Here is a 26,752-nt window from a genome sequence, read left to right as displayed (position 1 = left end):
CCACATTTTCGCCCCGGAAACGGACTACGCGATCTGGATTGCTGGCAGAGGATCTTGATAGCTCCAGCAACTTCATCGAGCAGGTGCTCCGGCGTCAGATGGGGATTGCCTCTATTGAGTCCCGTGCTTGCGCGAGGCCACGACCGGTAGGCGTATTGCCATTCCCACCTGGTAAAGGATTGAGTCGCCAAGCGTTTGAATGCGCATTTTCAGCCCCCGTTTCACGCCGATAGCGATGTGCCACAAATCATGATGGCAATGCGTCATCACGTCGCTCAAAAAGTTCAACGATTATACAAAAATATAAAGTTGTACAAGTTTTCGCAAAATTAATAGCATCCCTTCAGACACCTTTGCTGAAACGATAAATCCAGCCTGCATATGCTCTGTTGCGACGTGATGGCTTTGTCTGCCGGTGCTCGCGTCGGGTTGTTTTCGACGCTTCAACAGCATCGGCATTTGCATTTCAGGGACCGCTGGAGCGTCCCGTACTACGCCCTGGATGACGACCCCCGAATGTCTGGACGGTGACTGTGGTTACCGGAGATCAATTTTTTTGTGCCTGGCGTTTCGCGTCAGGACGTTTGAGGCTGAATATGGCAGTAGCATCGAATTTCCTCGGTGACATCAAAGTTTCCCGCAAGCTGGGAACCGGCTTCGGCATTCTTCTGCTGGCCGTTTTGGCGGTTGCCTTCATTGGCTATAACAGCAACAGCGTGCTGGTTGATCGCTTGAGTACGACGCGTCTGATCGGCACGTTGAATGACGCTACGCAAAATATGCGTCTGTCCGAGAAACAGTACGAAGCCGCCGCTGACGCAGCCTTCGCCGAGTCCTATAACGCGCAGTTGAATGTCTTGCAGGGCCTTGTGGGCAAGGCGCTGGACACCTTGACCCGCGCTGAAAACCAGCAAGCCTTGAAGGCTTTGCAAACCACGATTGTTGCCTACGACCAGAAGGTCAAACGGCTGATCGCTGCCGATCAATCGACCACCGATGCGCTGAAACCGCTGACGGCGCTGTCGGACAAGTACGCGCAAACTTTCGCCGGCATGCTTGAAGGCACCACGACCAGTGCCTTGGCGTCTGCCGATGGTGAACGCGTTCGGGAGCTGCGCACGGTGGCCGATTTGCGCAATGGCATGACCACGTTTCGCCTGATGTTGCGTCGTTACATCGCGGTGCCCAATGACGTGAACAAAAAACTGCTGATGGAAACCATCGATAGCTTCTTGAGTGATATCAGCAAGGCGCGCACCAGCCTGCCGACGGCGCTGTCGAGCCAACTGGAAGAAGCCCACGCCGGCATGCGGCGTTATCGCGAAGTATTGGTGGAAGTGGCCGGGCTGTTTGAGCAGAAGCAGAACATGCGCGAGCAGGTCGACCAGGAAAGCAAGGCGATGGACAAGATCATGAGTGGCCTGATGGACACCCAGCAGCGCCTTGCGCATGAGGATCAGCATTCGGCTTTTATTCAGATGGCGGTATTGACTGCGTTGGCGCTGGTGATCGGGCTGTTGGCTTCGGTGGTTATCTCGCGCCAGATCACTGCGCCGCTAGCGCTGACGGTTGATCTGGCACGACGGATTGCCAAAGGCGACCTGACGGTCCAGGCCAGGTCTGCGCGCAAAGATGAGTTGGGCGATCTGCAAAATGCGATGCAGGAGATGGCGCAGAACCTGAACACGCTGGTGCAAGGTATCGGCAATGGCGTCACGCAGATTTCCACCTCTGCGGAAAAGCTCTCGGCCATGAGCGAGCAGACCAGCGCAGGTGTACGTCAGCAAAAAAGTGAAGTGGATCAAGTTGCCACGGCGATGCACGAAATGGCTTCGACGGTGCAGGAAGTTGCGCGTAACACCACCGATGCCTCCGCTGCCGCGACCCTCGCCGATCAGCAGGCGCGCCACGGCAGCACGGTGGTGAAGCAGGCGACGGTGCAGATCAGCGAACTTGCCATGGCCATTGAAGAGTTGGGCGGTGCGATGAATGTGCTGACTCAGGACAGCGAGCAGATCGGCAAAGTCATCGATGTGATCAAAGCCGTCGCCGAGCAGACCAATCTGCTCGCGTTGAACGCCGCTATCGAAGCCGCGCGGGCGGGTGAGCAGGGTCGTGGTTTTGCTGTGGTAGCAGACGAAGTGCGCTCGCTGGCACAGCGCACGCAGGACTCGACCAAGGAAATCGAAGCGCTGATCGTCACCCTGCAACAAGGCACGCAAGCGGCCGCGACGCTGATGACCTCAAGCCGCGAGCGCACCCTCGATACGGTGGTACTGGCGCAGAAGGCCGAATTGGCGATTACCGAGATCAATCAGTCCATCGGTACGATCCAGGAGATGAGTCTGCAGATCTCGGCCGCCGCCGAGCAGCAAAGTGCCGTGGCCGACGAAATCAACCGCAGCATTGTCAGTGTGCGTGATGTGGCTGACCAGTCGGCTGTCGCCAGCGAAGAAAGTGCGGCGGCGACGATCGAATTGGCGTCCCTGGGGCAGGACCTGCAGCGAATGACCGCGCATTTCCGCACCTGACCATTTAACGTCGAGCACGCGGCGCCTTTGCATATTCAGGCGCCGCAGGGCTGCAGTTGTTGCCTGGTTTGCAGATGACGCAATCCTGCAACTGATCATTTATCACCATGGAAGGTTACAACCCGTTATCAGGGGTGTCATGACCGACTTTCCAAAATCAATAGTGTCTCCCGGTGGCTGCCAGGGCTGTAAGAACAAAGGTGTGCCAGAGATGGATTTCGCCTTCGCTTTCCAGCCCATTGTGGATCTGCGCGATCAAACGACGTTTGCCCATGAAGCGTTGGTTCGCGGCGTGAACGGTGAAGGCGCCTTGTCTGTCCTGGAGCAGGTGGACGATCAGAACCGTTATCGATTCGATCAACTGTGTCGAGTGCGGGCGATTTCCACGGCGGCTGACTTGGGCATGACGCAGTACCTGTCGATCAACTTTCTGCCGAATGCCGTTTACCGGCCGGAGATGTGTATTCGCAGCACGCTGGAAGCGGCGCGCACATACGGCTTTCCGCTGGAGCGGTTGATCTTCGAGGCTGTGGAAGGCGAGCACGTCGAAAGCAACAAACACTTGATGAATATCTTGCGTGATTATCGTGAGTTTGGTTTCAAGACGGCCATCGACGACTTTGGCGCAGGCTATTCCGGCCTTAACTTGTTGGCGGATTTTCAGCCAGACCTGATCAAGCTGGATATGGCGCTGATCCGCAATATTCACCGTGACCGCGTACGCCAGACCATCGTGCGCAACGTGGTGAACATGTGTAGAGAGTTGGGCGTGGAAGTGATCGCCGAGGGCATAGAAGAGGCCGAGGAAAGAGACTTTCTCGCCGATTGCGGCATTTATCTGATGCAGGGCTACTGGTTCGCCAGGCCCTCGTTCAAATCGTTGGCGCAGATCTCGACGAGTGCGTGGCTGGGGAGATCATCCAATCCGCGCTCTTCTGCAAAACATTGACAGCCACCAACAATGGCTGCCGTGGGTGCCCTGCGCCTTAATGTCGGTTGTTCTGCGGTCACGGGTTGCGTCGGGTTTCCAGCAGCGTAAATAGCCCCATGCCTGCGAGCATCGCCAATACGAAAACGATTGCTTGCCAGTGGCCCGTCAACAGGATGGTCACTGCCGGGCCAGGGCAGATGCCGGCTATCCCCCAACCGACCCCGAACAGCAGGCTGCCACCAACCAGACGTCGGTCCAGCTCTTTTCGGGCGGGTAGTTGCATGGGGTTGCCCAGTACCGATTTGCGTTGCCGGCGTGCCCAGGTCAGCGGGCCGATAGCGATGGCAATGGCGCCCACCATGACCAATGCCAGCGAGGGATCCCAGGCCCCGGCCACGTCGAGGAACGCCAGGACTTTTGTTGGATTGGCCATGCCCGCCAGAAGTAACCCGACGCCGAACAGCAGGCCGGCCAGGAATGCATTCAGTTTGAGCACGTTCAAACTCCCGTCAGATGGCGCAGGACAAACACGGTGAGGAACCCACTGAGCATAAAGCAGGCAGTGGCGAGCATCGAACGTGGCGAAAGGCGCGATATGCCGCAAACGCCATGGCCGCTGGTGCAACCTGAGCCGTAGCGTGTGCCAAGCCCTACGAATAACCCTGCGAGAATCAGCCCTGACCAGCCGCTCTGGAACTCGATCGGCGGTAACGCCTTGAACAATCCCCACAGCAGTGGCGCGACCAGCAGGCCAAGGATGAACAGGGCTTTCTCGCTGGCGCCTTCACGGTTGCGTTGCAGCAGGCTGCCGATCAGGCCGCTGATGCCGGCAATACGCCCATTGCCGACCACGAACAGACTCGCGGCCAGGCCGATCAGCGCGCCGCCGGCAAGGGAAGACCAAGGCGTGAAATTGAGCCAGTCGACATTCATGGGACGCCTCAAGCGCAGTAGCGGTGGATGTGCGGTATGCATCGCGGCGGAAGCGAACGTGTCGCTGTGATTTCAGTGTAGGCCTTGTCTGCTTTTTGGAATTACGGCTGCCACTTTTCTCACCGCGTGCCGACCGCGTGCATTGAGCGAACCGTTCCCTCAATGCGCGCGTCGGCCGGGTTCCTTGGCTTACTGCGGCACCGCAATCCACTCACTCAACGTCTGCTGATACTTGCCAGTGACCTTGCTCAAATGCAGCCACTGATCGACATACAGTTTCCAACTGATGTCATCGCGCGGCAGCAGGTAAGCCTTCTCGCCGTATTGCATGTATTGATGCGGATTCACCGCGCACAAACCGGGTTTGAGTTTCTGCTGATACAGCGCTTCCGAGGCGTCGGTGATCATCACGTCGGCTTTGTTGTCGAGCAGTTGCTGGAAGATCGTCACGTTGTCGTGCAGGGCCAGTTGCGCTTTGGGCAGGAAGGCGTGGACGAAGGCTTCGTTGGTGCCGCCGGCAGGTTCCACCAGGCGCACGTTGGGCTGGTTGATCTGGTCGATGGTCTGGTATTTGGACTGGTCGGCGCAGCGCACCAGCGGGATTTTGCCGTCGGTATCGAGGGTGTTGCTGAAGTAGGCTTTTTTCTGCCGTTCCAATGTGACCGAGATGCCCCCCATGCCAATGTCGCATTTGCCGGCCTGCATGTCGGGCATCAGGTTTTTCCAGGTGGTCTGCACCCATTGCACCTTGACGCCGAGACTGTCGGCCAGGGAGCGGGCCATGCTGATGTCGATGCCTTCGAAGTCGCCGTCGCTGCGCTTGAAGGTGTAGGGCTTGTAGTCGCCGGTGGTGCAGACGCGCAACTGGCCTTGTTGCTGAATGCTGTCGAGGTGAGACGAGGCCGGGTCGGCGTGAGCGCCAGTCGCCAGGGTCAGCAGGCCGCCGAGGATCATCGTGCTTTTTAGTGTTGTCATTGAGATCGGGCTTCTGAAAGGGAAGGTGGCCCAGTGTAGTGAAAGCCTTCCACGGGTGTCATCCCGGGTCCGGACTCAATGTGCCGAGCCACGCCACCAGCGCCACGATCAACAGGGCAAGGGCCAACTCCATTACGACACTGCGCCGCAGCGCGTTCGCGGCGATGAGGTGCTGGCCGTCGCGCAGCGATCGTTGCAGTGACGGTCCAAGATGAAAGCGGTTCAACGCAGCCAGCACCAGCATCACGGCGAACGCCAGCACCTTGATCGCCAGCAGCAGCCCGTAAGTGCCGAACAGCACTCCGTCGAGCCTTGGGCCGACGATGAAAAGATAATTCATCACGCCGGTGACCGACACCGTCAGCACGATCAGCGCGCCCACCCATTCGAAGCGTTTCACTGCATCGGCGAGCAGGCGAAGGCGTGTGTCACCGATCCGCCCTCTCGCCATCAACACCAGCGCCAGCAAGGCACCCAACCACGCTCCCGCCGCAAGCAAGTGCAAGATGTCGCTGAGAAAGTGCCAGAACCGCAGCCATCCTTCGTCCATCGCGCCATGCCCGCTCCACGCCAGCGAAGCGAGAGCAATGGCGCCTGCCAGCGACGCTGGCCACAGACCCGGCCGGATCACCACGATGGCCAGCGCTGTCATCCGCAGTGCCCACGCCAGGCCGACGTCCGTTTCCAACACCATCATCTGCAGGTGCGGCCACAACGCCGCGAGCTGTGTTTCGCCACTCATGGCGCGGGTCATCAGCACCAGCCCGGCCACTGACAGCAATGCCCCTGTCACTGCCATGCCCCGCAATAACCGACGGAACTGCAGCAACGTGTTGAAGCTGTACAAGCCAAACAACGCCAGCCCGAACAACAGCAGCAAATCCACATACAAGGCGAACCGCAGGATGATGTTGAGCAGGTCCGCCATTGTTCACTTCACTTTGAACGTGACGTTACCGGTGATCGGGTGCGTGTCGGCGGACACCGCGCGCCACTGCACCTGATAGGTGCCGGCAGGCAGCGGGGCGAGCGGGGTGATCAGCATGGTTTTCGGATCGCTGCTGGCGCTGACTTTGGCTTTCATCGGCATCGGCGAGTGAGCCATGCCACCCATTTCGGTCATTACCAGTTTGGCCCCGGAAAATTGCGTGACCAGGTTCTCGGAAAAGTGCAGCTCGATCCTGCCCGGCGCGGCGCCTTCCGCGCCTTCGGCTGGCGTTGACGAAAGCAGTTTCGGGTGGGCCTGGGCGAGGGTGCTCAGGAGCAATCCGCTGGCGAATATCAGGGGCAGGGTCAATGTGCGCATGCAAGGTCTCCGATTTGTTTTTTTAGAAGAATTCAGAACCACAGCCTGACGCCTAGGACGAGGCGCGCCTCACTGCGATCCTCGTCTTCTTCGCGGGCGTAGTCGGCGGTGTTGCCGTAAGTGCGATTCCACGTCACGCCGATATAAGGCGCGAATTCGCGGCGGATTTCATAGCGCAACCGCAGGCCCGCCTCGGTATTGGACAACCCTGAGCCGATGCCCCGCTGCGGATCGTTTTTGCCATAGATATTCAGTTCTGCGGTCGGCTGCAGGATCAGTCGATTGGTCAGCAGGATGTCGTAGTCGCCCTCCAGCCGTACCGCACTCTGGCCGCCCTCGCCAAGGAAAGCCGTGGCTTCGGCCTCGAAGTTGTAGAGCGCCATGCCCTGCACGCCGAACGCGGCCCAGGATTGCGGTGCGCCGGGTTTGAAGTCCTGACGCACGCCGCCGACCACGTCCCACCACGGTGAAATGGCGTGGCCCCACAGCGCTTGAATTTCCGCGTCTTCGGTCTTGCCGTTGTTGCGCTCGCCTTCAGAGCGCAGCCACAACCGATCGGTATCCCCGCCGATCCAGCCGGACAGATCCCAGGCCACAGCGCTGCCGTCATCGGCGTTCTGCCATTCGAGTTTGTCGGCAAGAAAGTAGCTGTTTATAACGCTGTCATGCACCTGATGACCGCCGGGGCTGGTGAACACCGCAGCGCGGTCGGCGTCGGTCACGGGCGCAATCGGCGTGCGGCTTTCGCTGGGCGCGGCGGGCTGCATCATGCCGTCGTCCATGCTTTGCATTGCCGAATGATCCATCCCGGGCATCTGGCTGTGGTCCATGCCGTGCATGGCGTCGGCGGCCATGGCGGAGGTGCCGGCGAGCAGCAGCGGAAACACGCTGAGTCGAGTCATGATCGGCCTCTTCATTCTTCCACCCGCACTTCGCGGAACATGCCCGTTTCCATGTGATAAAGCAGATGACAGTGATAGGCCCAGCGGCCGAGGGCGTCGGCGGTGACGCGATAGCTGCGGCGGCTGCCGGGCGGCATGTCGATGGTATGTTTGCGCACCTGAAAGTTGCCGTTTTCGTCTTCCAGATCGCTCCACATCCCGTGAAGGTGGATCGGGTGGGTCATCATGGTGTCGTTGACCAGCACCAAGCGGATGCGCTCGCCGTATTTCAGCCGTAAAGGCTCGGCATCGGAGAATTTGATGCCGTTGAACGACCAGGCGAATTTCTCCATGTGGCCGGTCAGGTGCAGCTCTATCGTGCGGCCCGGATCGCGGCCGTCCGGGTCCTCGAAGGTGCTGCGCAGGTCGGCGTAGGTCAGCACTCGGCGGCCGTTGTTGCGCAGGCCGAGGCCTGGGTCGTCAAGCTTTGGCGCGGTGATCATGGCCTGCATGTCCACCAGCGGATTGTTGTTTTCACTGTCGGGATGGGCTTGCATCGGGCCCATGGCGGAGTGATCCATGGTGCTCATGTCCATGCTGCCGTGATCCATGCCGCCCATGCCCATGTCGTCCATGCTCACCAACGGACGCGGATCCAGCGCCGGCACTGCTGCCGACATGCCGGCGCGTGTGGCGAGAGTGCCACGGGCGTAGCCAGTGCGATCCATCGCTTGAGCGAAGAGGGTATAGGCCTCGCTTTCAGGTTCGACGATCACGTCATAGGTCTCGGCCACTGCGATACGCAGTTCATCGACGCTGACCGGTTTGACGTACAGGCCATCGGCAGCCACCACCGTCATCTTCAGTCCCGGAATGCGCACATCGAAATAGGTCATGGCCGAGCCGTTGATCAGGCGCAGGCGCAGTTTTTCGCCGGGACGGAACAGCCAGGTGAAGTTGTCATCGGGGGCCTGGCCGTTGATCAAAAAGGTATACGTGGCGCCACTGACGTCGGCAATGTCGGTGGGATTCATGTTCATTTGCGCCCACATCTTGCGATCGGCGACCGTGGCGCCCCAGCCTTTTTCACTGACATCGTCGATAAAATCGCCGACGGTGCGTTTGTGGAAGTTGTAGTAGTCGGACTGTTTTTTCAGGGTCTTAATCAGGCTGGCCGGGTCTTCGTCGGTCCAGTCGCTGAGCATCACCACGTAGTCGCGATCGTACTGGAACGGCTCCGGCTCTTTGGCCTCAATGACCAGCGGCCCGTAGACGCCGGCCTGCTCCTGTAAGCCGGAATGGCTGTGATACCAGTAGGTGCCGTGCTGCCGGACCTTGAATTGGTAGACATACACGCCGCCCGGTTCAATGCCGTGGAAGCTCAGGCCCGGTACGCCGTCCATGTTCGCCGGCAGGAGAATGCCGTGCCAGTGAATCGAGGTGTCAGCCGTGAGCCGGTTTCGCACCCGCAGCGTCACGGTATCGCCTTCGCGCCAGCGCAACAGCGGGCCGGGCAGGCTGCCGTTGATGGTCATCGCCGTGCGTGCGGAACCCGTGAAATTGACCGGAGTTTCGCCGATGAACAACTCGAATTCGTTGCCGCTCAGTTCGTTGACGGGCGCGGCGCCGTTCAGCGCCCAGACCGGTGTACGCCAGAGCCCGAGGCCGCCGAGCAAGCTACCGGCGGCCAGGCCTTTGACAAAAGTGCGTCTTGTGAGAATGGAAGGCATGCGCTGGAAATCCCCGTCTGACTCATGACAGAGAGACTAGCCAGCCCCAGCTTTCAGTTGGCTGAGGCAAACATTACAGTTTTGTCAGTTGACTCGGACGGGTTACAGGCCCAGCCCTTGCTGCACCACTTGCAGCAGATTGTTTTCCGTCAGCGCAATCGCATCCAGCTCCTGGCCGGTCTCGATAGTCTGCAACCACCAGTGACTCTCGCCATGCTCGTCGACCGTGCGCAGCAACGACTGATCGCGCCCCGGTACCTTGATCTCGACACGTCCGCAACCATCCTCGGTAAACCGCGCAATCGGATCGAACATCAAACTGTGATGGTTGGCTTCGATCACCAGTTGATCAATAGCGTAATCATGACTTTCGCCATCCGGCGAACTTTCGCAAACGTGCGTAGGATTTCGCCGAATCTTCAGTCCTACTTCGGTGACTGGTTGCAGCCAGCCCTCAATGCGGTGGTACAAGTCGTACACCTGAGCAGGCCAGCAATCGATTTCCAGCGCCGCATCAGCCTGGGTGTGCCGTGTCTGCTTGAGTCTGGCGGCGAGTTCGTCTGCTTTACTCATGTCGGTTCCCTTGGTGGATGTCTGCCTGTTCAGCGTAGACCTTTGCACGGCGCAGGGCCTTGCCTTGCGTCATGCGCTTGCAATACAAGCGTGTCGAAATCAGCACTGGCCAGGTCTGGCCAACAACGAAAACCACGGACGCAGGCGTCCCAAGGAACGGGTTAATGAAAAAGCTGTTTACAATTCTGGCGCTGATCGCGCTGACGGCCGGTAGCATCGGCACGAGTTCGGCGCGTCAGCCGGCATCGATGAAAGCGCAGGCCGAATCGGTGGCGGGGGTGTTCGACTACTACCTGCTGGCGCTGTCCTGGTCGCCGACCTTTTGTCTGACGCACAAGGACGATGCGCAGTGCACCGGCAAGGGTTACGGTTTTGTCCTGCACGGTTTGTGGCCGCAATACGCCAAGGGCGGCTGGCCGCAATCCTGTCCGCCGCTGACCAGGCTGTCGGCGGCAGAAACCAGCAAGGGCCTGACGATGTACCCGACGAAAAAACTCCTTGATCACGAATGGTCCAAGCACGGTACCTGCAGCGGTCTTGGCGCAATGGGTTATCTGGACAAGTCCGATCAGGCCCTCGGCGCGGTGAAGATTCCGCAGGCGTTACAGCCGTTCGGCTCGACGTCGTACTACTTCGAAGCGCAAGAGATTGTCGATCTGTTTCGCAAGGCCAATCCGGGTATTCCCGAGGATGGAATTGCGGTGATTTGCAGCGGCCCGCAGCTGTCGGAAGTGCGGGTGTGCATGGACAAGGATTTGCAGTTCGGCGCGTGTGGCAAAGGGGTGAAGACGCAGTGTCGGGCGGGGGATATTCGGGTGCCGCCGGTACGGTGAGCATCAGTAAAAGCCTATGAAAAGAGGCGCTCGCATGAGCGCCTTTTTTTTGCCTGACGATTTGTAGCGCTTGGCAAATTCGCGCATGCTGCGCGCCTCAAAGGATCTGCACGACACATTGCAAGGAGCTGTTCATGAGCGGAAAACCCGCTGCCCGCGTCACCGACCCCACCGCCTGTCCGTTGCCGGGACACGGCACCAACCCGATCGTCAGCGGCTCGCCGAATGTCAATTTTGATGGACTGGCGGCTGCGCGCATGACTGCGATCAGTGGCGCTGTATATGGTCGTCGGACATAGCCTCGGTGGATGGAACGGTGCGCATCTGACGAAACTCATGTCGGATTGGGGATACAGAATGCAGATGCTGATTACTTTGGATCCGGTTGGCGAAGGTGCTCTTGTCTGGATCGGCTCAGACATATATCGCCAGCGACCTGACCCAGTCGCTGTCGAATGGATCAACATCAAAGCGACACCTACCAATAGAAATTCATCAGATGGCGTAGCTGACTTTGGTGAGAAGTGGATTGTTTCTTGTGGGCCTTCTTTGAACGTAAACGTCGATACCAGTCATGCAAACGCGCTAGAGCTGTTTGTTGCGCCTATTTCCGGTGGCAATTCGGCGAGCGATTTGTTGATGGCCGCGATCATGAAGGAGTTTTCTTGATGTCCAGATTGATCATCTGCGTATTGCTCATTGTTTGCTCCGGATGTGCAAAAGACCATTCAAAGCCTGCTGCAAACTTGAGTTTCGTGTCTGTTAAGCGAGAGAGAACGCTTTATGACATCCGATACCAAACGGATGTGGATGTCCTGGACCTGTTCGACCAAGGACAGAGGAAAGGGATGATCGCAGGTTTTCTGACGTGTGCGTTGGGGGACGATCATGATTTTTCGATTGAGAAAGCGATGCAGTTTTCCGCGGTAGGTTTGATTGAGTCTGACGGCGAGCCGCGACCCGGAGAGAAATTTTCTTATCTCACCAGTGCGTTTCTCGTTGAAACTTCCAGCAACCGTAGTTCGCAGCGTTACCTGTCTAGATTGGAGCTAAACGACCTTCTTTCCAACAAAAGCCAAATTCCCTGCAAACTATTTGTCACTGCCTTTGGCTACAAAACCTACTACTCAAACACCATGAACATCCCCACCGCCGACCTGCTCCGCGAAATCAACAAACCCGAATAAGGATCCCCGGGGGGTCAGGCAAATCCCCCCGCATCCACCCCCAATTCTCCACGCAAAAACTCCACCAGCCCCCGCTGCAAGCCGCTCAACACTCCCTCGCGGCTGACCAGCGCCAGTTCTGTCGGCGCCAACTCCGGCAGATCCCTACACACCTCGTGCTCTGGCAATACCGCCGAAACCGGCAGCACCGAAACCCCCAACCCGGACGCCACTGCGGCTTGAATTCCGGTCAGGCTGTGGCTGCCGAACGCCACTCGCCACGGTCGCTGCGCCACATCGAGCAGGCGAATCGCCCGTTGTCGATACAGGCAGCCTTGCGGAAACAGCGCCAGCGGCAGCACACCGCTGGAGGTGTCGAACTCGGTGCCTTTGACCCATACCAGTCGTTCCGGCCAGGTAGCCCATGCCGGGCCGCTGTCGGGTTCGCGTTTGATCAGGGCAATGTCGATGTCGCCGGCGTCGAGGCGTTGGCGCAGGTCGAGGCTCATGCCGCTGATGGTTTCCAGGCGCGCCTGCGGATGGTTGCGGGTGAAGCCGGCGAGGATCAGGGCCATGCGCCGGGCGTCGAAGTCTTCCGGCATGCCGATGCGCAGCACTTCCAGGTCGACGTCACTGGCCAGCGCTTGCGTGGCTTCGGCGGACAGCGCCAGCAATCGGCGCGCGTAGTGGATCAGCAGTTCGCCGTGTTCGGTGACCGCGACGTTCACTCCGGTGCGGTCGCGCAGGAGTAGCGGGTGGCCGACCAGATCTTCGAGTTTGCGCACCTGCTGGCTGACCGTCGATTGGGTGCGGTGCACACGTTCCGCAGCACGGGTGAAGCTGCCTTCGTCGACCACGCAGACAAAGGTTTTCAGCAATTCCAGATCCAGCATGGCGGCGTTCCTGATAGTTGATTTGCGAATGACGATGGCGTGTTTATTTAATTTCACACTATCACCGCACGCTCATAAGCTGAAGTCCTCACTCTGGAGGAATCGACCGATGACCTTGAACAACACGCCACGCCCGCAATGGCTGACCTTCGATTGCTACGGCACGCTGATTCAGTGGGATGAAGGCCTGAAAGCCGTGGTCGAGAAAATGCTCAGCTACAAGGGCGAGCACACAGTCGACGCCACTAAGTTGATTGAAGTCTACGACCGTCACGAGCACCGTCTCGAACAAACGCCGCCGCACCGTTCCTTTCGCGACCTGAGCACCCTCGGCCTGCAACTGGCGCTGGCAGAATTGGGCTTGCCGAGCCAGCCCGAGGACAGTCAACGCTTGGCGGCGGCCATCCCGAACATGCCGCCATTTGCCGAAGTGGTCGACACCCTCGCGCAACTCAAAGCCATGGGCTTCAAGCTGTGCATTGTCTCCAACACCGACGACGACATCATTGCCGGCAACGTTGCGCAGCTCGGCGGCCATATCGACCGGGTGATCACCGCGCAACAGGCCGGTGCCTACAAACCGGCGCCGCGTCTGTTCGACTACGCTCATGAGCAATTGGGCGTTACCCGGGATGAAGTGGTGCACATCTGCGCCAGCCCCATGCTCGATCACACGGCGGCGCGGGACATGGGTTTTCGTTGCGTGTGGATCGATCGCGGCACGGGTCGTCAGTTGTTGCCGGACTATCGCCCCGACGCGATCCTGTCCAGCCTCGATCAAGTGCTGCCGCTGTTCAAATCCCTCGGCTGGACCTAAGGAGAATTGCCATGGCTCATATCTTGAGCGGCACTGGCAAAGCCAGACCAACCGCAACGTTGAACCTGGACACCGAGGCGATCATCACCGCCCGCAACGAACTCGCTGCGTGCTTTCAACTGGCAGCCCTGCATGGTCTGGAGGAGGGCATCTGCAATCACTTTTCGGCGATGCTGCCGGGGCATGATGATCTGTTTCTGGTCAATCCATACGGCTACGCTTTTTCGGAAGTGACAGCGCAGAATCTGCTGGTCTGTGACTTCGCCGGCAACGTGGTCGATGGCGAAGGCGAGCCCGAAGCGACCGCGTTCTACATCCACGCGCGCCTGCACAAACAACTGCCACGGGTAAAAGTCGCGTTCCACACGCACATGCCGCACGCCACCGCGTTGTGCCTGTTGCAAGGCCCGCCGCTGCTCTGGCTGGGGCAGACTGCGCTGAAGTTTTACGGGCGTACAGCGGTGGACGAGGATTACACCGGCCTCGCGCTGGACGCATCCGAAGGCGACCGCATCGCCAGCGTCATGGGCGACGCCGACATTCTCTTTCTGAAAAACCACGGGGTGATTGTCGCCGCGCCGAGCATTGCTGAAGCCTGGGACGATCTCTATTACCTGGAACGCGCCGCGCAGGTGCAACTGCTGGCGATGGCAACCCAACGTGAATTGAAACCGGTGCCTCATGCGATTGCGCAGCGCGCCTATGAACAAATGCGTGAAGGCGATGCGCAAAGTGCCCGCGCGCACCTGACCAGCGCGATGCGGCGGCTGGCCCTGCACAACTGATTAACCGTAAAGAAGCAATCGTAAATAAATCGACGAAAAGCGATCATCCAAACTCGCGACGCGCCGATAACTGGGCGGGAGGCGGGCGTTTGCCCGGTACATCCCGGTGGGCTACGCTCACACATACAAGGGTTTCGGGCTCGCGCCCCTGTCGTACCTGCCCAGGACATGCTTTTGCCAATCCCCAATCACGATCCGCATCAGGCCCCCGGCACGCTCAAACGGTTGCCGCTACGCAAAGCGGCGGTGCTGTTTATCGTTGCGGTGAGCCTGTGCCTGTGTGGTCTGCTGTACCTGCAACTGGAGCAGTCGCGGCGTCAGGATCTGGCAGTGGCGAAGATGGCTTCGGGCAACCTGACCCGGGCCATGGCGCAGCAGGCCGAGGACACTGTGCGGGCGGCGGATCTGGTGATGACCAGCCTGGTCGACTGGATTCAGGACGATGGTTATGGAGCGGCGCAGCGCCCTCGGTTACAGCGGATCTTCGCCCGCCGCGCGCAGCAACTGGATCAGTTGCATGGCATCTTTCTCTTCGATCGCGAAGGGCAGTGGGTCATTACTTCGTTCGCCGATCTGCCTCGCGGCAATGGCGTGGCCGATCGCGACTATTTCAAGTTCCATCAGCAGAATGCGTCGACCGTTGCGCGCATTGGTCCGGCGATTCGCAGCCGCGAAAACGGCGAGTGGATCATTCCGATTTCCAGACGCGTCAACGACCAGCTCGGCAATTTTCAGGGCGTGCTGATGGCCGGCATCCGCATGTCGTACTTCGATCAGTTCTTCAAAAGCTTCAGCCTCGATGACAGCGGCATCATGTTTCTGGCGCTGACCGACGGCACCTTGCTGGCGCGACGGCCCTTTGATGAGTCGCTGATCAACACCTCGGTGGCCCACGGCGAGATCTATCAAACCTTGCTGCCGAACGCTAACGCGGGCACGGCGATGCTCAATTCCGTGGTCGACGGTGTGACCCGCTTGTATGGCTATCGCCAGCTGGCCTCGTATCCGCTGGTGGTCTCTGCGGCGACGTCGCAAGACACGATTCTGCAGGGCTGGTATGACCGCGCCTTTCAGTCCAGCGTGATTGTCGCGCTTGTGATTCTCGGGGTTGGCCTGTTCGGCTGGGTGTTCATTCATCAGGTGCGCGACGGCGAACGTATCGAGAAAAACCTGCGCAAGGCGCAACTGGCGCTGGAGCAGATCGCCACCCACGACAGCCTCACCGGATTGGCCAATCGACGCTTGTTCGAGCGCTCGCTGGACATCGAATTTGCCCGTGGCGCGCGCCAGGTCAGCCCGGTCAGCCTGATCATGCTCGATATCGATTTCTTCAAGCGCTACAACGACGCTTACGGACATGTCGCCGGCGATCAATGCCTGGCGCAGGTGGCCCAAGTGGTGAAGGCCTGCTGCCAGCGCAAGTCGGATCTGGCGGTGCGTTACGGTGGTGAAGAGTTCGCTGTGCTGTTGCCGGATACGGACATCAACGGCGCGCTGGCGATAGCCGGGCAGATTCGCCGCAGCGTGATCGACAAGCACATCATTCACAGCGGCTCGCCGACCGGTTATCTGACCGTGAGCCTGGGCTGTTATTCATTTATTCCGCATGGCAACGATAGCCCGCAGGTGTTTATCCAGCGCGCGGACGCGGCTTTGTATGAGGCGAAAAATGCCGGGCGCAATCGCGCGGCGGTGTATGCGCCGGAAGAAGGTTTTGCCGAACTGATGCGGTCGGATCGCTGATTTTTTTTCAATCAACAGACATCAGAAGTGGGAGCGAGCCTGCGCGCGAATCGGTGTATCAGCTTGCATCAAGGTTGGCTGACAGACCGCTTTCGCGAGCAGGCTCGCTCCCACATTGGGTCCTGATGTAAGCAGGACTATCTGGGATGGCTCTTGTTCGTTCAGCTGCCCGTGCCACCGCCCGCACCACCCGTGCCGCCGCCGGCCGAACCGGTCCCGCCACCCGCGCCGGAACCCGAACCGCTGGCGCCGCCATTGGTGCCCGTTCCAGTGCCCATGCCCGAACCAGTTCCTGTTCCTGTCCCGGTTCCTGTGCCAGTTCCGTTATTGGTTCCACCCGAATTGCTGTCAACGGAAGGCGAGCCCGGCGTGCTGTCTGGCGGCATGGTCGAGCTGCTGGCGCCGCCGGACTTGGTGCCCGTCGCATCGGTGCTGTCATTGGCAGCGAAGCTGGCGGCGGATGCCGTGGCGAGCAGGCCGGCCAACAATAACGAAGTGAATTTGCGCGTCATCATGGTACGTCTCCTGATAAAGGGGATTACCTGATATTGGTCTTGCGCACTGAAACCTTGGTGCCCGTCGAGTGACGAGCGGTCAGTCGCCGCGCCAAGTGGCCTACCGTTCTTCTGCAATATTGGCTATTTGCCGAACCACCCCCGGGGACTAACGTAGCCACACATTCAATCGCTACCCCGGAGCCCACCATGCAACCTCGTGCCGATTTCTACACCGCTTCCCCTGATGCCATGAAAGCGATGATGGCGCTGGAAAATGCCGTCTCGAAACTGTCGCTGGAAAAGAGCCTGCTCGAACTGGTCAAGCTGCGCTCTTCACAGATCAACGGCTGCGCATTCTGCATCGACATGCACACCGCCGACGCGATAAAGGACGGCGAAACCCCGCGTCGTCTGTTCGCCGTGACGGCATGGCGAGAAGCGCCGTTCTTCAGCGAGCGTGAACGCGCCGCACTGCTGTGGACCGAGTCGCTGACACAACTGAGCCTGACCCACGCGCCGGACGAAGACTATGAAGTCGTCGCTGCGCAGTTTTCGCCGAAGGAACTGGTTGACCTGACGGTGGCGATCAACACCATCAACGGCTGGAATCGCCTGGCAGTGGGCTTCCGCAAACTGCCGCAGGCCTGAGACATTCACGCTTTTACCTTGTGGGAGCGAGCCTGCTCGCGAAGGCGACGTGTCAGTCACCATCATCGTTGCTGACATACCGCATTCGCGAGCAGGCTCGCTCCCACAGGGTCCTATTCAATGCCCATCGGAGCTCGGCGTCGTCGGTGCTTGCACCTTGCGCATCAAGAACACCAACACAGCGTGCATTGCTTTGTATTAATACGAAGCATTACTATTCACGCCCCTTTCTCACCACGCCGCCCATCCCCCATGCGCTCCCGCAGATCCGGCTTTTTCGAGCATTACGAAGAGTTGATCGGCACCTGGACTCGTCGCCTGCGCAATCGCGCGCAGGCCGAGGATCTGGCGCACGACACCTTTGTGCGGGTGCTTGAGGCGGATTCGGCGGCGGTGCAGCAGCCGCGTGCGTATTTGCATCAGACCGCACGCAATATCGCCGTTGACGGTTATCGGCGGGAGGAACGGCGGGGCGCCCTGGAGTCGGAGGCGGTCGAGGACAGTGCGTCGTCGGCGGGCGATCCGGAGCATTACATGCACGCGATCCAGTTGGCCGATTCCATCGAACGCGCGCTCACCGAGCTGCCGCTCAACTGCCGCAAGATCTTTGTATGGCAGAAGATCGAAGGCCTGACGCAGGCAGAAATCGCCGAACGCCTGGGGCTGTCCAAGAACATGGTCGAAAAGTATATGATCCGCACCCTGCGCCATCTGCGTGAGCGGCTGGATGGCTTGCAGTCATGATGACGAGTGACGTCGAAAAGATCGCAGCCTTCGGCAGCTCCTACAGGGGGGCGTGCCTGGTCTCAACCTCAGCCGGACAGAATATTCCATGATGGAGACGAGAGATTGCGCCTGTGGGCAAGCGGCGGTGCGTGACGAGGCGGCGGCATGGTTCGTGCGTTTGCAGGAACCGAATGTCAGCGTCGAGCAACAGCAGCGCTTCGAGGCCTGGCTGAACGAGCATTCGCAGCACCGCGAAGAATTCCAGTTGCTACAGGGCTTGTGGGCGGCGGCTGATTTGCTGCCGACCTCACGTCTTCAAGCGCTGGTTGAAACTCCGCCAGCTCGCCGCCAACGTCGGCCGATGCTGCGTTATGCCGTCGCCGCGAGTGTTCTGGCCGTGGCGCTGGGGCTTGGCCTGTTCAGCGGGCTGAATCATCCGGGCGCTTACCGCGCTGAATTCGCCACGGCGCCGGGCGAGCGCAAGCATGTAGCGTTGCCGGATGGTTCGGTGATCGATCTGAACAGTCGCAGCCGCTTGCAGGTGCGTTATGAGCAGGATCGACGGGTGATCGAATTGAGCGCGGGCGAGGCGATGTTCAGCGTTGAACACGACGCCTCGCGTCCGTTTATTGTCGAAGCCGGCAGCGGCAAGGTCACGGTTACCGGCACGCGTTTCGATGTGCGCCGCGATGCCACGCAGACCCGCGTGGCGGTGGAGCAGGGCACGGTGAAGGTGCAGGGAAGTGCTGCCCCGGACAACGAGTTCATCAACCTCACCGCAGGCCTCGGCACGGCGGTCGATGCCCAAGGCAAAGTCCTGCCGGCCTACGCGGTCAACCCGGCGCAGCTGACCGCGTGGCGCAACGGCAAACTGGTGTTCAACAACGCCAGCCTCAGCGAAGTAGCGGCAGAAGTATCGCGCTATCGCGACAAGCCGCTGACCGTAACCCAGCCGAACGTAGCCAGCCTGCGCCTGACCAGCGTGTTCAAATCCGACGACACCGACGCCTTGCTCAAAGCCTTGCCGAGCATCCTGCCGGTGACGGTGCGCACCCTTGCCGATGGCAGTCAGGAAATAATTTCCAGATAGCATTCAGGTTTTTTCGCAGTTCATCGTCTTCCTGTTCAACTGCAACTGGTTTGCATTAACAGCCGCACACTCTTGCGATCCACAGGACTCCGTACGACGTGAACATCACCACAACCCACAATAAAAAATCCCCTTGGTTGCCACTGGCCTTGGCGCTCGCGGTCAGTGCCGCGATGCCGTTGGCGTTTGCCGCTGAAGCCATTCATATCCGCGCGCAACCGCTGGGCCAGGCCTTGAGCGAACTGGGCCAGCAAACCTCGCTGCAGGTGTTTTTCAGCCCCGAGCTGGTGGCCGGCAAACAAGCTCCAGCGGTAGACGGCGACCTTTCGCCAGAGCAGGCGCTGCGGCAGTTGCTGCAAGGCAGCGGCCTCGATTATCAGATCAATGAAGGCTCGGTGACGCTCGCCCCAGCCGCCACTTCCGCAGCCAGCAACGGCCCGCTGGAACTGGGTGTGACCGACATCAAAGTGGTCGGCGACTGGCTCGGTGACGCCGACGCTGCGGTGGTGCAGAACCACCCCGGCGCACGCACGGTGATTCGCCGCGAAGCGATGGTCGAGCAGGGCGCGATGAACGTCAGCGACGTGCTCAAGCGCGTGCCTGGCGTGCAGGTGCAGGACTCCAATGGCACCGGCGGCAGTGATATTTCCCTCAACGTCGGCGTGCGCGGTCTGACTTCGCGCCTGTCGCCACGCTCGACTGTTTTGATCGATGGCGTGCCAGCGGCGTTCGCGCCTTACGGCCAGCCGCAACTGTCGATGGCGCCGATTTCCTCGGGCAACCTCGACAGCATCGACGTCGTGCGTGGCGCCGGTTCCGTGCGCTACGGGCCGCAAAACGTCGGCGGCGTGATCAACTTCGTGACCCGCGCGATTCCGGAGAAAACCACCGGCGAAATCGGTACCACCCTGGAAACGACGCAGTACGGCGGCTGGAAACACATTGACACCGCGTTCGTCGGTGGCACCGCCGACAACGGCATGGGCGTCGCGCTGCTGTACTCCGGCGTCAACGGCCACGGCTATCGCGAGCGCAACAACGGCAACGACATCGACGACGTGCTGCTCAAGACGCACTGGGCGCCGACCGATCAGGACGACTTCAGCCTCAACTTCCACTACTACGACGCCAGCGCCGACATGCCCGGCGGCCTGACCCAGCGTCAGTACGACGACAAACCGTACGAGTCGGTGCGTGACTACGACCAGTTCACAGGCCGGCGCAAAGACGTGTCGTTCAAGTGGATCCGCCAGATCGACGAGCGCACCCAGGCAGAAATTCTCACCTATTACACCGACAGCTTTCGCGGCAGCACCATCGCCGCGCGCGATCAGCGCACCCTCAGCTCGTACCCGCGTTCCTATTACACATTGGGCATCGAGCCGCGCGTGTCGCGGGTGTTCGATGTCGGCCCGACCACTCAGGAAGTCAGCGTCGGTTATCGCTATCTGAAAGAGGCCATGCACGAAGAATCGAGTCGTCTGGCGCTGGTCAACAACCAGCCGGTGGTCACGCCGACCTCCGACGGCCATGTGTTCCAGGATCGCACCGGCGGCACCGAGGCCAATTCGGTGTATGTCGACAACAAGATCGACGTCGGCAACTGGACCATCACCCCGGGCATTCGCTTCGAACACATCAGCACCGACTGGCATGACCGCGCCGTGCTCGACACCGCTGGCCGCCCGGTACCGGAGAAAAATCGCAGTATCGAAAGCAACGAACCGCTGCCGGCGCTGAGCGTGATGTATCACCTGTCCGATGCCTGGAAGCTGTTCGCCAACTACGAAACTTCGTTTGGCAGCCTGCAGTATTTCCAGCTCGGCCAGGGCGGTTCGGGTGACAGCACCGCCAACGGTCTGGAGCCGGAAAAGGCCAAGACCTACGAGATCGGCACGCGCTACAACGATGATGTGTGGGGCGGCGAGGTGACGCTGTTCTACATCGATTTCGATGACGAACTGCAATACATCAGCAACGACGTCGGCTGGACCAACCTCGGCGCGACCAAGCACCAGGGCATTGAAGCCTCGGTGCATTACGACATGGCCGCACTCGATCCGCGCCTCGATGGTTTGACTGCCAACGCCGGTTTCACCTACACCCGCGCCACCTATGAAGGCGAGATCCCCGGCTTCAAGGGCCGCGATCTGCCGTTCTATTCGCGGCAGGTTGCGACGGTCGGTTTGCGTTACGACATCAATCGCTGGACCTGGAACATCGATGGCTTCGCCCAATCGAAACAGCGTTCGCCGGGCACCGGTGTGAATGCGAATGGCAGCTTCAACGGCAACTACATCACCGAAGGCACAGCAGACGGGCAGTACGGCGACATCCCGGGTTACGTGACCTGGAACGTGCGCGGCGGTTATGACTTTGGTCCGCAGGTGTCGAACCTCAAGCTTGGTGCCGGGGTGAAGAACGTCTTCGACAAGCAATACTTCACCCGCTCCAGCGACAACAACTCGGGGATGTATGTCGGCGCACCGCGCACGTTCTTCGTGCAGGCCAGCGTCGGTTTTTAAAACACAAGAGCAAAAGATCGCAGCCTTCGGCAGCTCCTACAGGATGTTCGCCGATCCCCTGTAGGAGCTGCCGAAGGCTGCGATCTTTTGCTTTAGACCTTCAGAACTTTACCGCCAATCGCCACAGCCACCAGCAATACCGCCATCAGTCCAAAGGCAAAACTCAGGCTGCTGGCATGGGCGACAAAACCGATCACCGCTGGCCCGGCGAGAATCCCTGCATAACCCAGCGTGGTAATCGCCGGCACCGCGATGCTCTCCGGCATCACCGTCTGCTTGCCCACCGCCGTGTACAGCACCGGCACGATGTTCGAGCAACCGGCGCCGACCAGCGCATAACCGAGCAGCGCCGCTTGCCAGCTCGGCGCGAAGGTGGCGAGAAACAACCCCGCCGCCGCCAACAGACCGCCGAACAGAATGATCCGCGTGGCCCCCAGCTTGCGCACGATGCGATCACCAAGCAGACGGCCGACGGTCATGGTCAGGGCAAACGCTGCGTAACCCATTCCCGCATAAGCCGTGTCGATCCCCCGTTCCTGAGCGAGGAACACTGCGCTCCAGTCCAGCGCCGCGCCTTCGGTAAGGAAAACGATGAAGCACATGCCGCCGATAAACAGCACGATGCCATGGGGAATCGCGAACGCCGGGCCGGAGCTTTCGCTGCCATAGGGCAGCATGTGCGGCACGCATTTGAGCAAGGCGCCGATCAGCAAAACCACTACCACCAGCATCGCCGCCAGCGGTGTCAGGCCGAGGCCGAGCAGGGCGCTGACACCCGCCGCACCGACGATGCCGCCGAGGCTGAACAGGCCGTGGAACCCCGACATCATGTGCTTGCCGCTGGCGCGCTCGACGATCACTGCTTGCAGGTTCACCGTCGAATCCACCGTGCCGAGACCGGCGCCGAACATGAACAGCGTGGCGATCAGCGCCGGGATCGACGACACCGTCGCCAGCAACGGCAGTGCCGCGCAGATCAACAAGGTGCCGGCGGTGGCTACACGTCGGCAACCAAAACGCGTGGCAAGAATCCCCGCCAGCGGCATCGCCAGAATCGAGCCGACACCCAGGCACAGCAGCAGTAATCCCAGCGTGCCCTCATCCAGCCCGGCTCGCGCCTTGGCATACGGCACCAGCGGCGCCCAGGCGGCGATGCCGAGGCCAGCAATGAAAAAAGCGACGCGGGTGGACATCTGTTGCAGACGTCCGGGGACGAAAGTGTCTTGGGGGTTGAGGCTGGTCATATCGATCCTTGGCAAAAAAACAACTGCATCCCGAGTGACATTCTGACGGCGTTGAGGTTCGATCTCAGGCCTTTCGGGGCATAACGGTGAACATCCTACCCTGTGGGAGCGAGCCTGCTCGCGAAAGCGGTGGGTCAAATAAGGAATTGTCGACTGACGCACCGCCTTCGCGAGCAGGCTCGCTCCCACACTGGTTTGCGGTTTACAGTCGGATTTTCGCCAGCATGGAATACGGGAACAAGGCATGACGAGCTTCTACGACGCACGCGGCAATATCTACGCCGTGGTCTCACCCCAAGCCTTGCGCGAGGCCGGAATCGCGTTGCCGACAAGCGCCGACGCCTGCGCCGCATCTCGACAGCACTGGAGCGAAGCCGCCATCGCCCTGTGCTGCGATTGGCCCGCCGGCCAGCGTCCGGTCAACAGCAAACCCCACCGCAGCGACGGCCTGCTGATCGGCCCGTTTCAGGCATCTGCGCCGTTCGATGTGCTGATCGTCAACACTGACGGCAGCCTCGCCGAGCGCAGCGGTAACGGTCTGACGATTTTTTCTCAGGCCTTGACCGAGCAAGCCTTGATGCCGGAGCAGGGCGCCATGCTGCGCGTTCATCACGGCAAAGGCGAAGCGCTGGAAACCGCGGTGACACCGGCCGAAGTCGAAGCCGTGCGCGGTTTCTGGCTCGACCTCGGCCGGCCCGGATTCGGCCCGCAAGCCGTCGGGGCGCGGGCAGTCGAGAGCGTTCAAATCAATAATCGCGACGTCAGCCATGTCCAGCCCCTGGCACAACTCGATCCTGACTGGGAGCACAGCCAATTCGTCCGCATCGGCAATCCGCATTGCGTGACGTTGCTCGGCGATGCGGCCGCTCTGCCGAGCAATGAACAGATGCGTGAATCGCCCCTGAACCAACGGCTTACAGCAATCGCCTATGCCATGCCCACCGGTGCCGGCAATCCCTGCCCGGCGGGCGTCAATCTGCAATGGGCCGCGCTGGCGTCGCCGCAGCAAATCCTCGCCCGGGTATTCGAACGTGGCGAAGGACCAACCGCGTCATCCGGCACCAGCGCCAGTGCGGTCGCGTGTGCCGCGTGGCGGGTGGGTTGGGTCGAGGCGGGAGAAGTGCGGGTGGTCATGCCGGGTGGCACCGCACCGGTTTTGCTTGAGGTTTCGGAAGGGGAATTGCTGCGCGTCAGATTGTTTGGCACGGCGCGGTTGATGGATTGATTCGGCCGACGCTATCGCTGGGATCTACTGTGGGAGCGAGCCTGCTCGCGAAGAGGTCGGCACATCCAACATCGAGGTGCCTGGCATGGCGCTTTCGCGAGCAGGCTCGCTCCCACAGGTTTTGCTCTCGGCCCATCAGGTTCAGCGTACTTCTCAACTGAACTCCACCACCGGCATCTGCCGCTTCATCAACACCTTGCCGCCGCGAATCGAATACAGCGGCAGGCCTTGGCTGCGGATCACTTCGTAGTCGCTGTCCGCCGAGAGAATCAGCAGGTTCGCCGGGCGGCCCTGTTCCAGTCCGTAACGCTCGCCCAGGTGCATGGCTTTAGCGCTGTTGTCGGTGACCAGATCCAGCGCACTTTGCAGGTTGCGATAACCGAGCATGTGGCAGATGTGCAGACCGGCTTCGAGCACGCGCAGGATGTTGCCGTTACCCAGCGGATACCACGGGTCGACGATCGAATCCTGACCGAAACACACGTTCATGCCGGCTTCGAGCAGTTCGTTGACGCGGGTCACGCCCCGGCGCTTCGGGAAGTTGTCGAAGCGCCCTTGCAGGTGAATGCTTTCGGTCGGGCAGGAAACAAAGCTGATGCCGGAATGGCCGAGCAGGCGGAACAGTTTGGCGCAGTAGGCGTTGTCATAAGAGCCCATCGCCGTGGTGTGGCTGGCGGTGACGCGGGCGCCCATGTCGCGGCTGCGCGCTTCTTCGGCAAGCACTTCGAGGAAACGTGAATGCGGATCGTCAGTCTCGTCGCAGTGCACGTCGACCAGGCAGCCGGTACGCTCGGCCAGGTCCATGAGGAACTTCACCGAGCTGACGCCCTGATCGCGGGTGTACTCGAAATGCGGAATGCCGCCGACCACGTCAGCGCCCATGCGGATCGCCTCTTCCATCAGCTCGCGCCCGTTGCGGAACGACTCGATGCCTTCCTGCGGGAACGCGACGATTTGCAGATCGATCAGGTGACGGCTTTCCTCACGCACTTCGAGCATGGCTTTGAGCGCGGTGAGTTGCGGGTCGGTGACGTCGACGTGGGTGCGCACGTGCTGAATGCCGTGGGCTGCCAGGGCCTGAATGGTCTTCTTGGCGCGGGCCTTGGTGTCTTCTTCGGTGATGGTGACCTTGCGCTCGCCCCAGCATTCGATGCCTTCGAACAGCGTGCCGCTCATGTTCCAGCGCGGCTCGCCGGCGGTGAGGGTGGCGTCGAGGTGGATGTGCGGCTCGACGAAGGGCGGCACCACCAGATTGCCGCCGGCATCGAGGTCATCCGCGCCGAGGGTCGGCGCTTCGGTCTGACGGGCGATACTGTGGATCAGGCCGTCTTCGAGGTGCAATTCGTGCAGGCCTTCCTGGTTGCGCAGGCGGGCGTTGATGATGTGCATCAGGCAAATCCTTTTTATAGGTCTTGTAGTGGTGCGCTGACGCGACGTGCGCCCAGCACACCGGTGACGATGACATACGTTAGCGCGGCAGCGGCAATGCCTACCAGCGGCGCGACCCAGGGCGAGCTGAACGCAGCGACGGTTCCGACCCCGTAGGCCCCGAGGCCCGGCCAGTTGAACGCTGGCAACCGTGCGTCGGCCAGACGCGGATAGTGCCCGCGCCAGCGATAGAAGAAGTCAGCCATGATCACCCCGCCAATCGGCGGAATCACCGTGCCGAGCAGGATGAGATACGGCACCAGCATGTCGTACATGCCCAGCAGGGCGAGCAGAGTGCCGATCACCGCGCCACCGAGGGTCACGGTCTTGCGCCGCCCGGTGCGCAGCAGGTTGCAGCCGGCGACGGCGAAGTTGTAGATGGTGTTGTCCTGAGTGCTCCAGATGTTCAGCAACAGCATGGCCATCGCGGCCATGGCGAAGCCCTGCAACAGCAGCACTTCAACCACATCCGGCTGTTGATAGACGATCGCGCCGTACGCGCCGATCAGCACCATCAGGCCGTTGCCGATGAAAAAACCGATCAGGCTGGCCAGCACCGCCACTTTTGCCGAGCGGGAAAATCGCGTCCAGTTGGTGGCTTGCGTTGCGCCGCTGACGAAGGTGCCGAACACCAGGGTGATCGCTGTCGACCAGTCCAGAGAACCGCTCGGCACCACGCTGAGCAAGCCTTCGAAGCCACCGACTTTCACGGTCGCTGCCCACATCGACAGCATCAGCAGCAACATCATCGCCGGCACCGCGATGTACGAGAGAATTTCCAGTCCGCGATAACCGATGTACGCCGTTGCGCAGAAGCCGAGGCCGAACAGCACCATCAGAACCAGCACGGTGTTTTCATCGAGATTGAAATACTTGCCGATCACCACCGCCGCCGTCGCCGTGCCCCAGGCGTACCAGCCGATCTGGGTGAAGCCGAGGATCAGGTCGCTGAGCTTGCTGCCAACTTCGCCAAAACAGAAGCGGCCCATCAGCACCGAATTGAGGCCGCTCTTGAAGGCGATGTAACCCAAGCCTGCCGCGTACAGACCGAGCAGCAGGTTGCCGACAATGATCACCGCCATCATCTCGGCGAAACCGAACGCGACCCCGAGCTTGCCGCCGGCAAACATGGTCGCAGTGAAAAACGTGAAGCCCAGTAACACCATCGCCGTCGAGGCCAGGCCTTTGCGCGCGTGCATGGGGACTTCACTGAGCGGGTAATCGTTGCCGGGGGCGTTCTGCGTCATGGGGCAGTCCTTGCAGGAAGGGGAA

26 protein-coding genes and 3 pseudogenes are annotated in these 26,752 nt (G+C 60.4%); 16 read left to right on the top strand and 13 right to left on the bottom strand.

From position 1 onward, the window contains the following. Window positions 1–38: 38 nt before the first annotated feature. The 4 genes and pseudogenes from AB4O45_RS04085 to rimA form a co-directional block, all read left to right on the top strand. Window positions 39–175: pseudogene (locus tag AB4O45_RS04085) on the top strand (Lrp/AsnC family transcriptional regulator); the annotation flags it as partial. A gap of 421 nt (window positions 176–596) precedes the next feature. After that, window positions 597–1,625, top strand: a pseudogene (locus AB4O45_RS04080) (methyl-accepting chemotaxis protein); the annotation flags it as partial. A gap of 33 nt (window positions 1,626–1,658) precedes the next feature. Further along, entirely contained in the window at window positions 1,659–2,531 is an 873-nt protein-coding gene (locus AB4O45_RS04075) for a methyl-accepting chemotaxis protein (RefSeq protein WP_370695147.1), read from the top strand. A gap of 139 nt (window positions 2,532–2,670) precedes the next feature. After that, window positions 2,671–3,480, top strand: a complete 810-nt coding sequence (gene rimA, locus AB4O45_RS04070; protein WP_460161104.1) for a S6 modification regulatory phosphodiesterase RimA — start codon at window positions 2,671–2,673, stop codon at window positions 3,478–3,480. Window positions 3,481–3,538: 58 nt separating this feature from the next. Here rimA and AB4O45_RS04065 read toward each other — a convergent pair whose 3' ends face one another. The 8 genes from AB4O45_RS04065 to AB4O45_RS04030 form a co-directional block, all read right to left on the bottom strand. After that, window positions 3,539–3,958 carry a DUF6691 family protein gene (locus AB4O45_RS04065; protein WP_076563632.1) on the bottom strand — a complete coding sequence of 140 codons (420 nt, stop codon included), beginning with the start codon at window positions 3,956–3,958 and terminating at the stop codon, window positions 3,539–3,541. 2 nt (window positions 3,959–3,960) lie between these two features. Then, on the bottom strand, window positions 3,961–4,395 hold the full coding sequence (locus AB4O45_RS04060) for a YeeE/YedE family protein (RefSeq protein ID WP_460161103.1): 435 nt from the start codon (window positions 4,393–4,395) through the stop codon (window positions 3,961–3,963). 189 nt (window positions 4,396–4,584) lie between these two features. Next, window positions 4,585–5,370: a transporter substrate-binding domain-containing protein gene (locus AB4O45_RS04055; protein WP_056791423.1), complete on the bottom strand. Its 786-nt coding sequence runs from the start codon at window positions 5,368–5,370 to the stop codon at window positions 4,585–4,587. 58 nt (window positions 5,371–5,428) lie between these two features. Continuing rightward, window positions 5,429–6,298, bottom strand: coding sequence for a copper homeostasis membrane protein CopD (gene copD / locus AB4O45_RS04050; RefSeq protein WP_460161102.1), 870 nt, complete (start codon window positions 6,296–6,298; stop codon window positions 5,429–5,431). Window positions 6,299–6,301: 3 nt separating this feature from the next. Beyond that, a complete protein-coding gene (gene copC / locus AB4O45_RS04045; RefSeq protein WP_056791417.1) occupies window positions 6,302–6,676 on the bottom strand; it encodes a copper homeostasis periplasmic binding protein CopC in 375 nt (124 codons plus the stop codon). A 32-nt stretch (window positions 6,677–6,708) separates the two neighbouring features. Further along, window positions 6,709–7,578, bottom strand: coding sequence for a copper resistance protein B (locus tag AB4O45_RS04040; RefSeq protein WP_460161101.1), 870 nt, complete (start codon window positions 7,576–7,578; stop codon window positions 6,709–6,711). Window positions 7,579–7,589: 11 nt separating this feature from the next. Continuing rightward, window positions 7,590–9,287, bottom strand: a complete 1,698-nt coding sequence (locus AB4O45_RS04035; protein ID WP_460161100.1) for a copper resistance system multicopper oxidase — start codon at window positions 9,285–9,287, stop codon at window positions 7,590–7,592. Between the two features lie 102 nt (window positions 9,288–9,389). Then, on the bottom strand, window positions 9,390–9,860 hold the full coding sequence (locus AB4O45_RS04030; RefSeq protein WP_041477268.1) for a hypothetical protein: 471 nt from the start codon (window positions 9,858–9,860) through the stop codon (window positions 9,390–9,392). A gap of 164 nt (window positions 9,861–10,024) precedes the next feature. Between AB4O45_RS04030 and AB4O45_RS04025 the strand changes: the two genes are divergently transcribed. From AB4O45_RS04025 to AB4O45_RS04010, 4 genes and pseudogenes are all read left to right on the top strand, one after another. Continuing rightward, window positions 10,025–10,693: a ribonuclease T2 family protein gene (locus AB4O45_RS04025; protein WP_150634854.1), complete on the top strand. Its 669-nt coding sequence runs from the start codon at window positions 10,025–10,027 to the stop codon at window positions 10,691–10,693. A 134-nt stretch (window positions 10,694–10,827) separates the two neighbouring features. Then, a pseudogene (locus AB4O45_RS04020) lies at window positions 10,828–10,950 on the top strand (PAAR domain-containing protein); the annotation flags it as partial. Window positions 10,951–11,050: 100 nt separating this feature from the next. Further along, on the top strand, window positions 11,051–11,362 hold the full coding sequence (locus AB4O45_RS04015) for a hypothetical protein (RefSeq protein WP_423662334.1): 312 nt from the start codon (window positions 11,051–11,053) through the stop codon (window positions 11,360–11,362). Beyond that, window positions 11,362–11,880 carry a hypothetical protein gene (locus tag AB4O45_RS04010; RefSeq protein WP_252876635.1) on the top strand — a complete coding sequence of 173 codons (519 nt, stop codon included), beginning with the start codon at window positions 11,362–11,364 and terminating at the stop codon, window positions 11,878–11,880. The genes AB4O45_RS04015 and AB4O45_RS04010 overlap by 1 nt, the downstream gene beginning before the upstream one ends. 14 nt (window positions 11,881–11,894) lie before the next feature. Here the strand turns inward: AB4O45_RS04010 and AB4O45_RS04005 are convergent, their stop codons facing one another. Further along, window positions 11,895–12,752: a LysR family transcriptional regulator gene (locus AB4O45_RS04005; RefSeq protein ID WP_252882388.1), complete on the bottom strand. Its 858-nt coding sequence runs from the start codon at window positions 12,750–12,752 to the stop codon at window positions 11,895–11,897. A 109-nt stretch (window positions 12,753–12,861) separates the two neighbouring features. On the opposite strand from AB4O45_RS04005, the gene AB4O45_RS04000 reads away from it, so the two are divergent. The 3 genes from AB4O45_RS04000 (at window position 12,862) to AB4O45_RS03990 (ending at window position 16,097) form a co-directional block, all read left to right on the top strand. After that, on the top strand, window positions 12,862–13,569 hold the full coding sequence (locus AB4O45_RS04000) for a haloacid dehalogenase type II (protein WP_252886541.1): 708 nt from the start codon (window positions 12,862–12,864) through the stop codon (window positions 13,567–13,569). An 11-nt stretch (window positions 13,570–13,580) separates the two neighbouring features. Continuing rightward, window positions 13,581–14,354 carry an aldolase gene (locus AB4O45_RS03995; RefSeq protein ID WP_252886540.1) on the top strand — a complete coding sequence of 258 codons (774 nt, stop codon included), beginning with the start codon at window positions 13,581–13,583 and terminating at the stop codon, window positions 14,352–14,354. A 174-nt stretch (window positions 14,355–14,528) separates the two neighbouring features. Beyond that, window positions 14,529–16,097, top strand: a complete 1,569-nt coding sequence (locus AB4O45_RS03990) for a sensor domain-containing diguanylate cyclase (protein ID WP_252886539.1) — start codon at window positions 14,529–14,531, stop codon at window positions 16,095–16,097. Window positions 16,098–16,258: 161 nt separating this feature from the next. On the opposite strand, the gene AB4O45_RS03985 is transcribed toward AB4O45_RS03990, so the two are convergent. Further along, a complete protein-coding gene (locus AB4O45_RS03985; RefSeq protein WP_041477257.1) occupies window positions 16,259–16,612 on the bottom strand; it encodes a hypothetical protein in 354 nt (117 codons plus the stop codon). Between the two features lie 189 nt (window positions 16,613–16,801). Here AB4O45_RS03985 and AB4O45_RS03980 point away from each other — a divergent pair, with 189 nt between their 5' ends. The 4 genes from AB4O45_RS03980 (at window position 16,802) to AB4O45_RS03965 (ending at window position 21,583) form a co-directional block, all read left to right on the top strand. After that, the gene (locus AB4O45_RS03980; RefSeq protein ID WP_016775423.1) at window positions 16,802–17,242 is read left to right on the top strand and encodes a carboxymuconolactone decarboxylase family protein; all 441 of its coding nucleotides are present in this window, start codon (window positions 16,802–16,804) and stop codon (window positions 17,240–17,242) included. Window positions 17,243–17,494: 252 nt separating this feature from the next. Continuing rightward, window positions 17,495–17,986: a sigma-70 family RNA polymerase sigma factor gene (locus tag AB4O45_RS03975; RefSeq protein ID WP_460161099.1), complete on the top strand. Its 492-nt coding sequence runs from the start codon at window positions 17,495–17,497 to the stop codon at window positions 17,984–17,986. A gap of 88 nt (window positions 17,987–18,074) precedes the next feature. Further along, window positions 18,075–19,058: a FecR family protein gene (locus tag AB4O45_RS03970; RefSeq protein ID WP_460161098.1), complete on the top strand. Its 984-nt coding sequence runs from the start codon at window positions 18,075–18,077 to the stop codon at window positions 19,056–19,058. Between the two features lie 98 nt (window positions 19,059–19,156). After that, on the top strand, window positions 19,157–21,583 hold the full coding sequence (locus AB4O45_RS03965; protein ID WP_460161097.1) for a TonB-dependent siderophore receptor: 2,427 nt from the start codon (window positions 19,157–19,159) through the stop codon (window positions 21,581–21,583). A gap of 92 nt (window positions 21,584–21,675) precedes the next feature. On the opposite strand, the gene AB4O45_RS03960 is transcribed toward AB4O45_RS03965, so the two are convergent. Next, on the bottom strand, window positions 21,676–22,827 hold the full coding sequence (locus AB4O45_RS03960) for an MFS transporter (protein WP_150634866.1): 1,152 nt from the start codon (window positions 22,825–22,827) through the stop codon (window positions 21,676–21,678). Between the two features lie 244 nt (window positions 22,828–23,071). On the opposite strand from AB4O45_RS03960, the gene AB4O45_RS03955 reads away from it, so the two are divergent. Continuing rightward, entirely contained in the window at window positions 23,072–24,052 is a 981-nt protein-coding gene (locus tag AB4O45_RS03955) for a diaminopimelate epimerase (RefSeq protein WP_460161096.1), read from the top strand. A 153-nt stretch (window positions 24,053–24,205) separates the two neighbouring features. On the opposite strand, the gene codA is transcribed toward AB4O45_RS03955, so the two are convergent. Both codA and codB read right to left on the bottom strand, forming a co-directional pair. Next, window positions 24,206–25,441, bottom strand: a complete 1,236-nt coding sequence (gene codA / locus AB4O45_RS03950) for a cytosine deaminase (protein ID WP_130909829.1) — start codon at window positions 25,439–25,441, stop codon at window positions 24,206–24,208. 14 nt (window positions 25,442–25,455) lie between these two features. Further along, entirely contained in the window at window positions 25,456–26,727 is a 1,272-nt protein-coding gene (codB, locus tag AB4O45_RS03945; RefSeq protein ID WP_460161095.1) for a cytosine permease, read from the bottom strand. Window positions 26,728–26,752: the final 25 nt, after the last annotated feature.

It is taken from the genome of Pseudomonas sp. S2_B10 (genome assembly GCF_054668425.1).
The sequence above is the reverse complement of the archived record's forward strand: the minus strand, read 5'-3'. Positions and strand labels throughout refer to the sequence as shown.

What these genes read in the sequence shown, in the direction of transcription:
- AB4O45_RS04075 (WP_370695147.1), top strand. Translation starts at nt 1,659, where the DNA reads ATGCAGGAGATGGCGCAGAACCTGAACACGCTGGTGCAAGGTATCGGC.
- rimA (WP_460161104.1), top strand. Translation starts at nt 2,671, where the DNA reads ATGACCGACTTTCCAAAATCAATAGTGTCTCCCGGTGGCTGCCAGGGC.
- AB4O45_RS04060 (WP_460161103.1), bottom strand. Translation starts at nt 4,395, where the DNA reads ATGAATGTCGACTGGCTCAATTTCACGCCTTGGTCTTCCCTTGCCGGC.
- AB4O45_RS04055 (WP_056791423.1), bottom strand. Translation starts at nt 5,370, where the DNA reads ATGACAACACTAAAAAGCACGATGATCCTCGGCGGCCTGCTGACCCTG.
- copD (WP_460161102.1), bottom strand. Translation starts at nt 6,298, where the DNA reads ATGGCGGACCTGCTCAACATCATCCTGCGGTTCGCCTTGTATGTGGAT.
- copC (WP_056791417.1), bottom strand. Translation starts at nt 6,676, where the DNA reads ATGCGCACATTGACCCTGCCCCTGATATTCGCCAGCGGATTGCTCCTG.
- AB4O45_RS04040 (WP_460161101.1), bottom strand. Translation starts at nt 7,578, where the DNA reads ATGACTCGACTCAGCGTGTTTCCGCTGCTGCTCGCCGGCACCTCCGCC.
- AB4O45_RS04035 (WP_460161100.1), bottom strand. Translation starts at nt 9,287, where the DNA reads ATGCCTTCCATTCTCACAAGACGCACTTTTGTCAAAGGCCTGGCCGCC.
- AB4O45_RS04030 (WP_041477268.1), bottom strand. Translation starts at nt 9,860, where the DNA reads ATGAGTAAAGCAGACGAACTCGCCGCCAGACTCAAGCAGACACGGCAC.
- AB4O45_RS04025 (WP_150634854.1), top strand. Translation starts at nt 10,025, where the DNA reads ATGAAAAAGCTGTTTACAATTCTGGCGCTGATCGCGCTGACGGCCGGT.
- AB4O45_RS04015 (WP_423662334.1), top strand. Translation starts at nt 11,051, where the DNA reads ATGCAGATGCTGATTACTTTGGATCCGGTTGGCGAAGGTGCTCTTGTC.
- AB4O45_RS04010 (WP_252876635.1), top strand. Translation starts at nt 11,362, where the DNA reads ATGTCCAGATTGATCATCTGCGTATTGCTCATTGTTTGCTCCGGATGT.
- AB4O45_RS04005 (WP_252882388.1), bottom strand. Translation starts at nt 12,752, where the DNA reads ATGCTGGATCTGGAATTGCTGAAAACCTTTGTCTGCGTGGTCGACGAA.
- AB4O45_RS04000 (WP_252886541.1), top strand. Translation starts at nt 12,862, where the DNA reads ATGACCTTGAACAACACGCCACGCCCGCAATGGCTGACCTTCGATTGC.
- AB4O45_RS03995 (WP_252886540.1), top strand. Translation starts at nt 13,581, where the DNA reads ATGGCTCATATCTTGAGCGGCACTGGCAAAGCCAGACCAACCGCAACG.
- AB4O45_RS03985 (WP_041477257.1), bottom strand. Translation starts at nt 16,612, where the DNA reads ATGATGACGCGCAAATTCACTTCGTTATTGTTGGCCGGCCTGCTCGCC.
- AB4O45_RS03980 (WP_016775423.1), top strand. Translation starts at nt 16,802, where the DNA reads ATGCAACCTCGTGCCGATTTCTACACCGCTTCCCCTGATGCCATGAAA.
- AB4O45_RS03975 (WP_460161099.1), top strand. Translation starts at nt 17,495, where the DNA reads ATGCGCTCCCGCAGATCCGGCTTTTTCGAGCATTACGAAGAGTTGATC.
- AB4O45_RS03970 (WP_460161098.1), top strand. Translation starts at nt 18,075, where the DNA reads ATGATGGAGACGAGAGATTGCGCCTGTGGGCAAGCGGCGGTGCGTGAC.
- AB4O45_RS03960 (WP_150634866.1), bottom strand. Translation starts at nt 22,827, where the DNA reads ATGACCAGCCTCAACCCCCAAGACACTTTCGTCCCCGGACGTCTGCAA.
- AB4O45_RS03955 (WP_460161096.1), top strand. Translation starts at nt 23,072, where the DNA reads ATGACGAGCTTCTACGACGCACGCGGCAATATCTACGCCGTGGTCTCA.
- codA (WP_130909829.1), bottom strand. Translation starts at nt 25,441, where the DNA reads ATGCACATCATCAACGCCCGCCTGCGCAACCAGGAAGGCCTGCACGAA.
- codB (WP_460161095.1), bottom strand. Translation starts at nt 26,727, where the DNA reads ATGACGCAGAACGCCCCCGGCAACGATTACCCGCTCAGTGAAGTCCCC.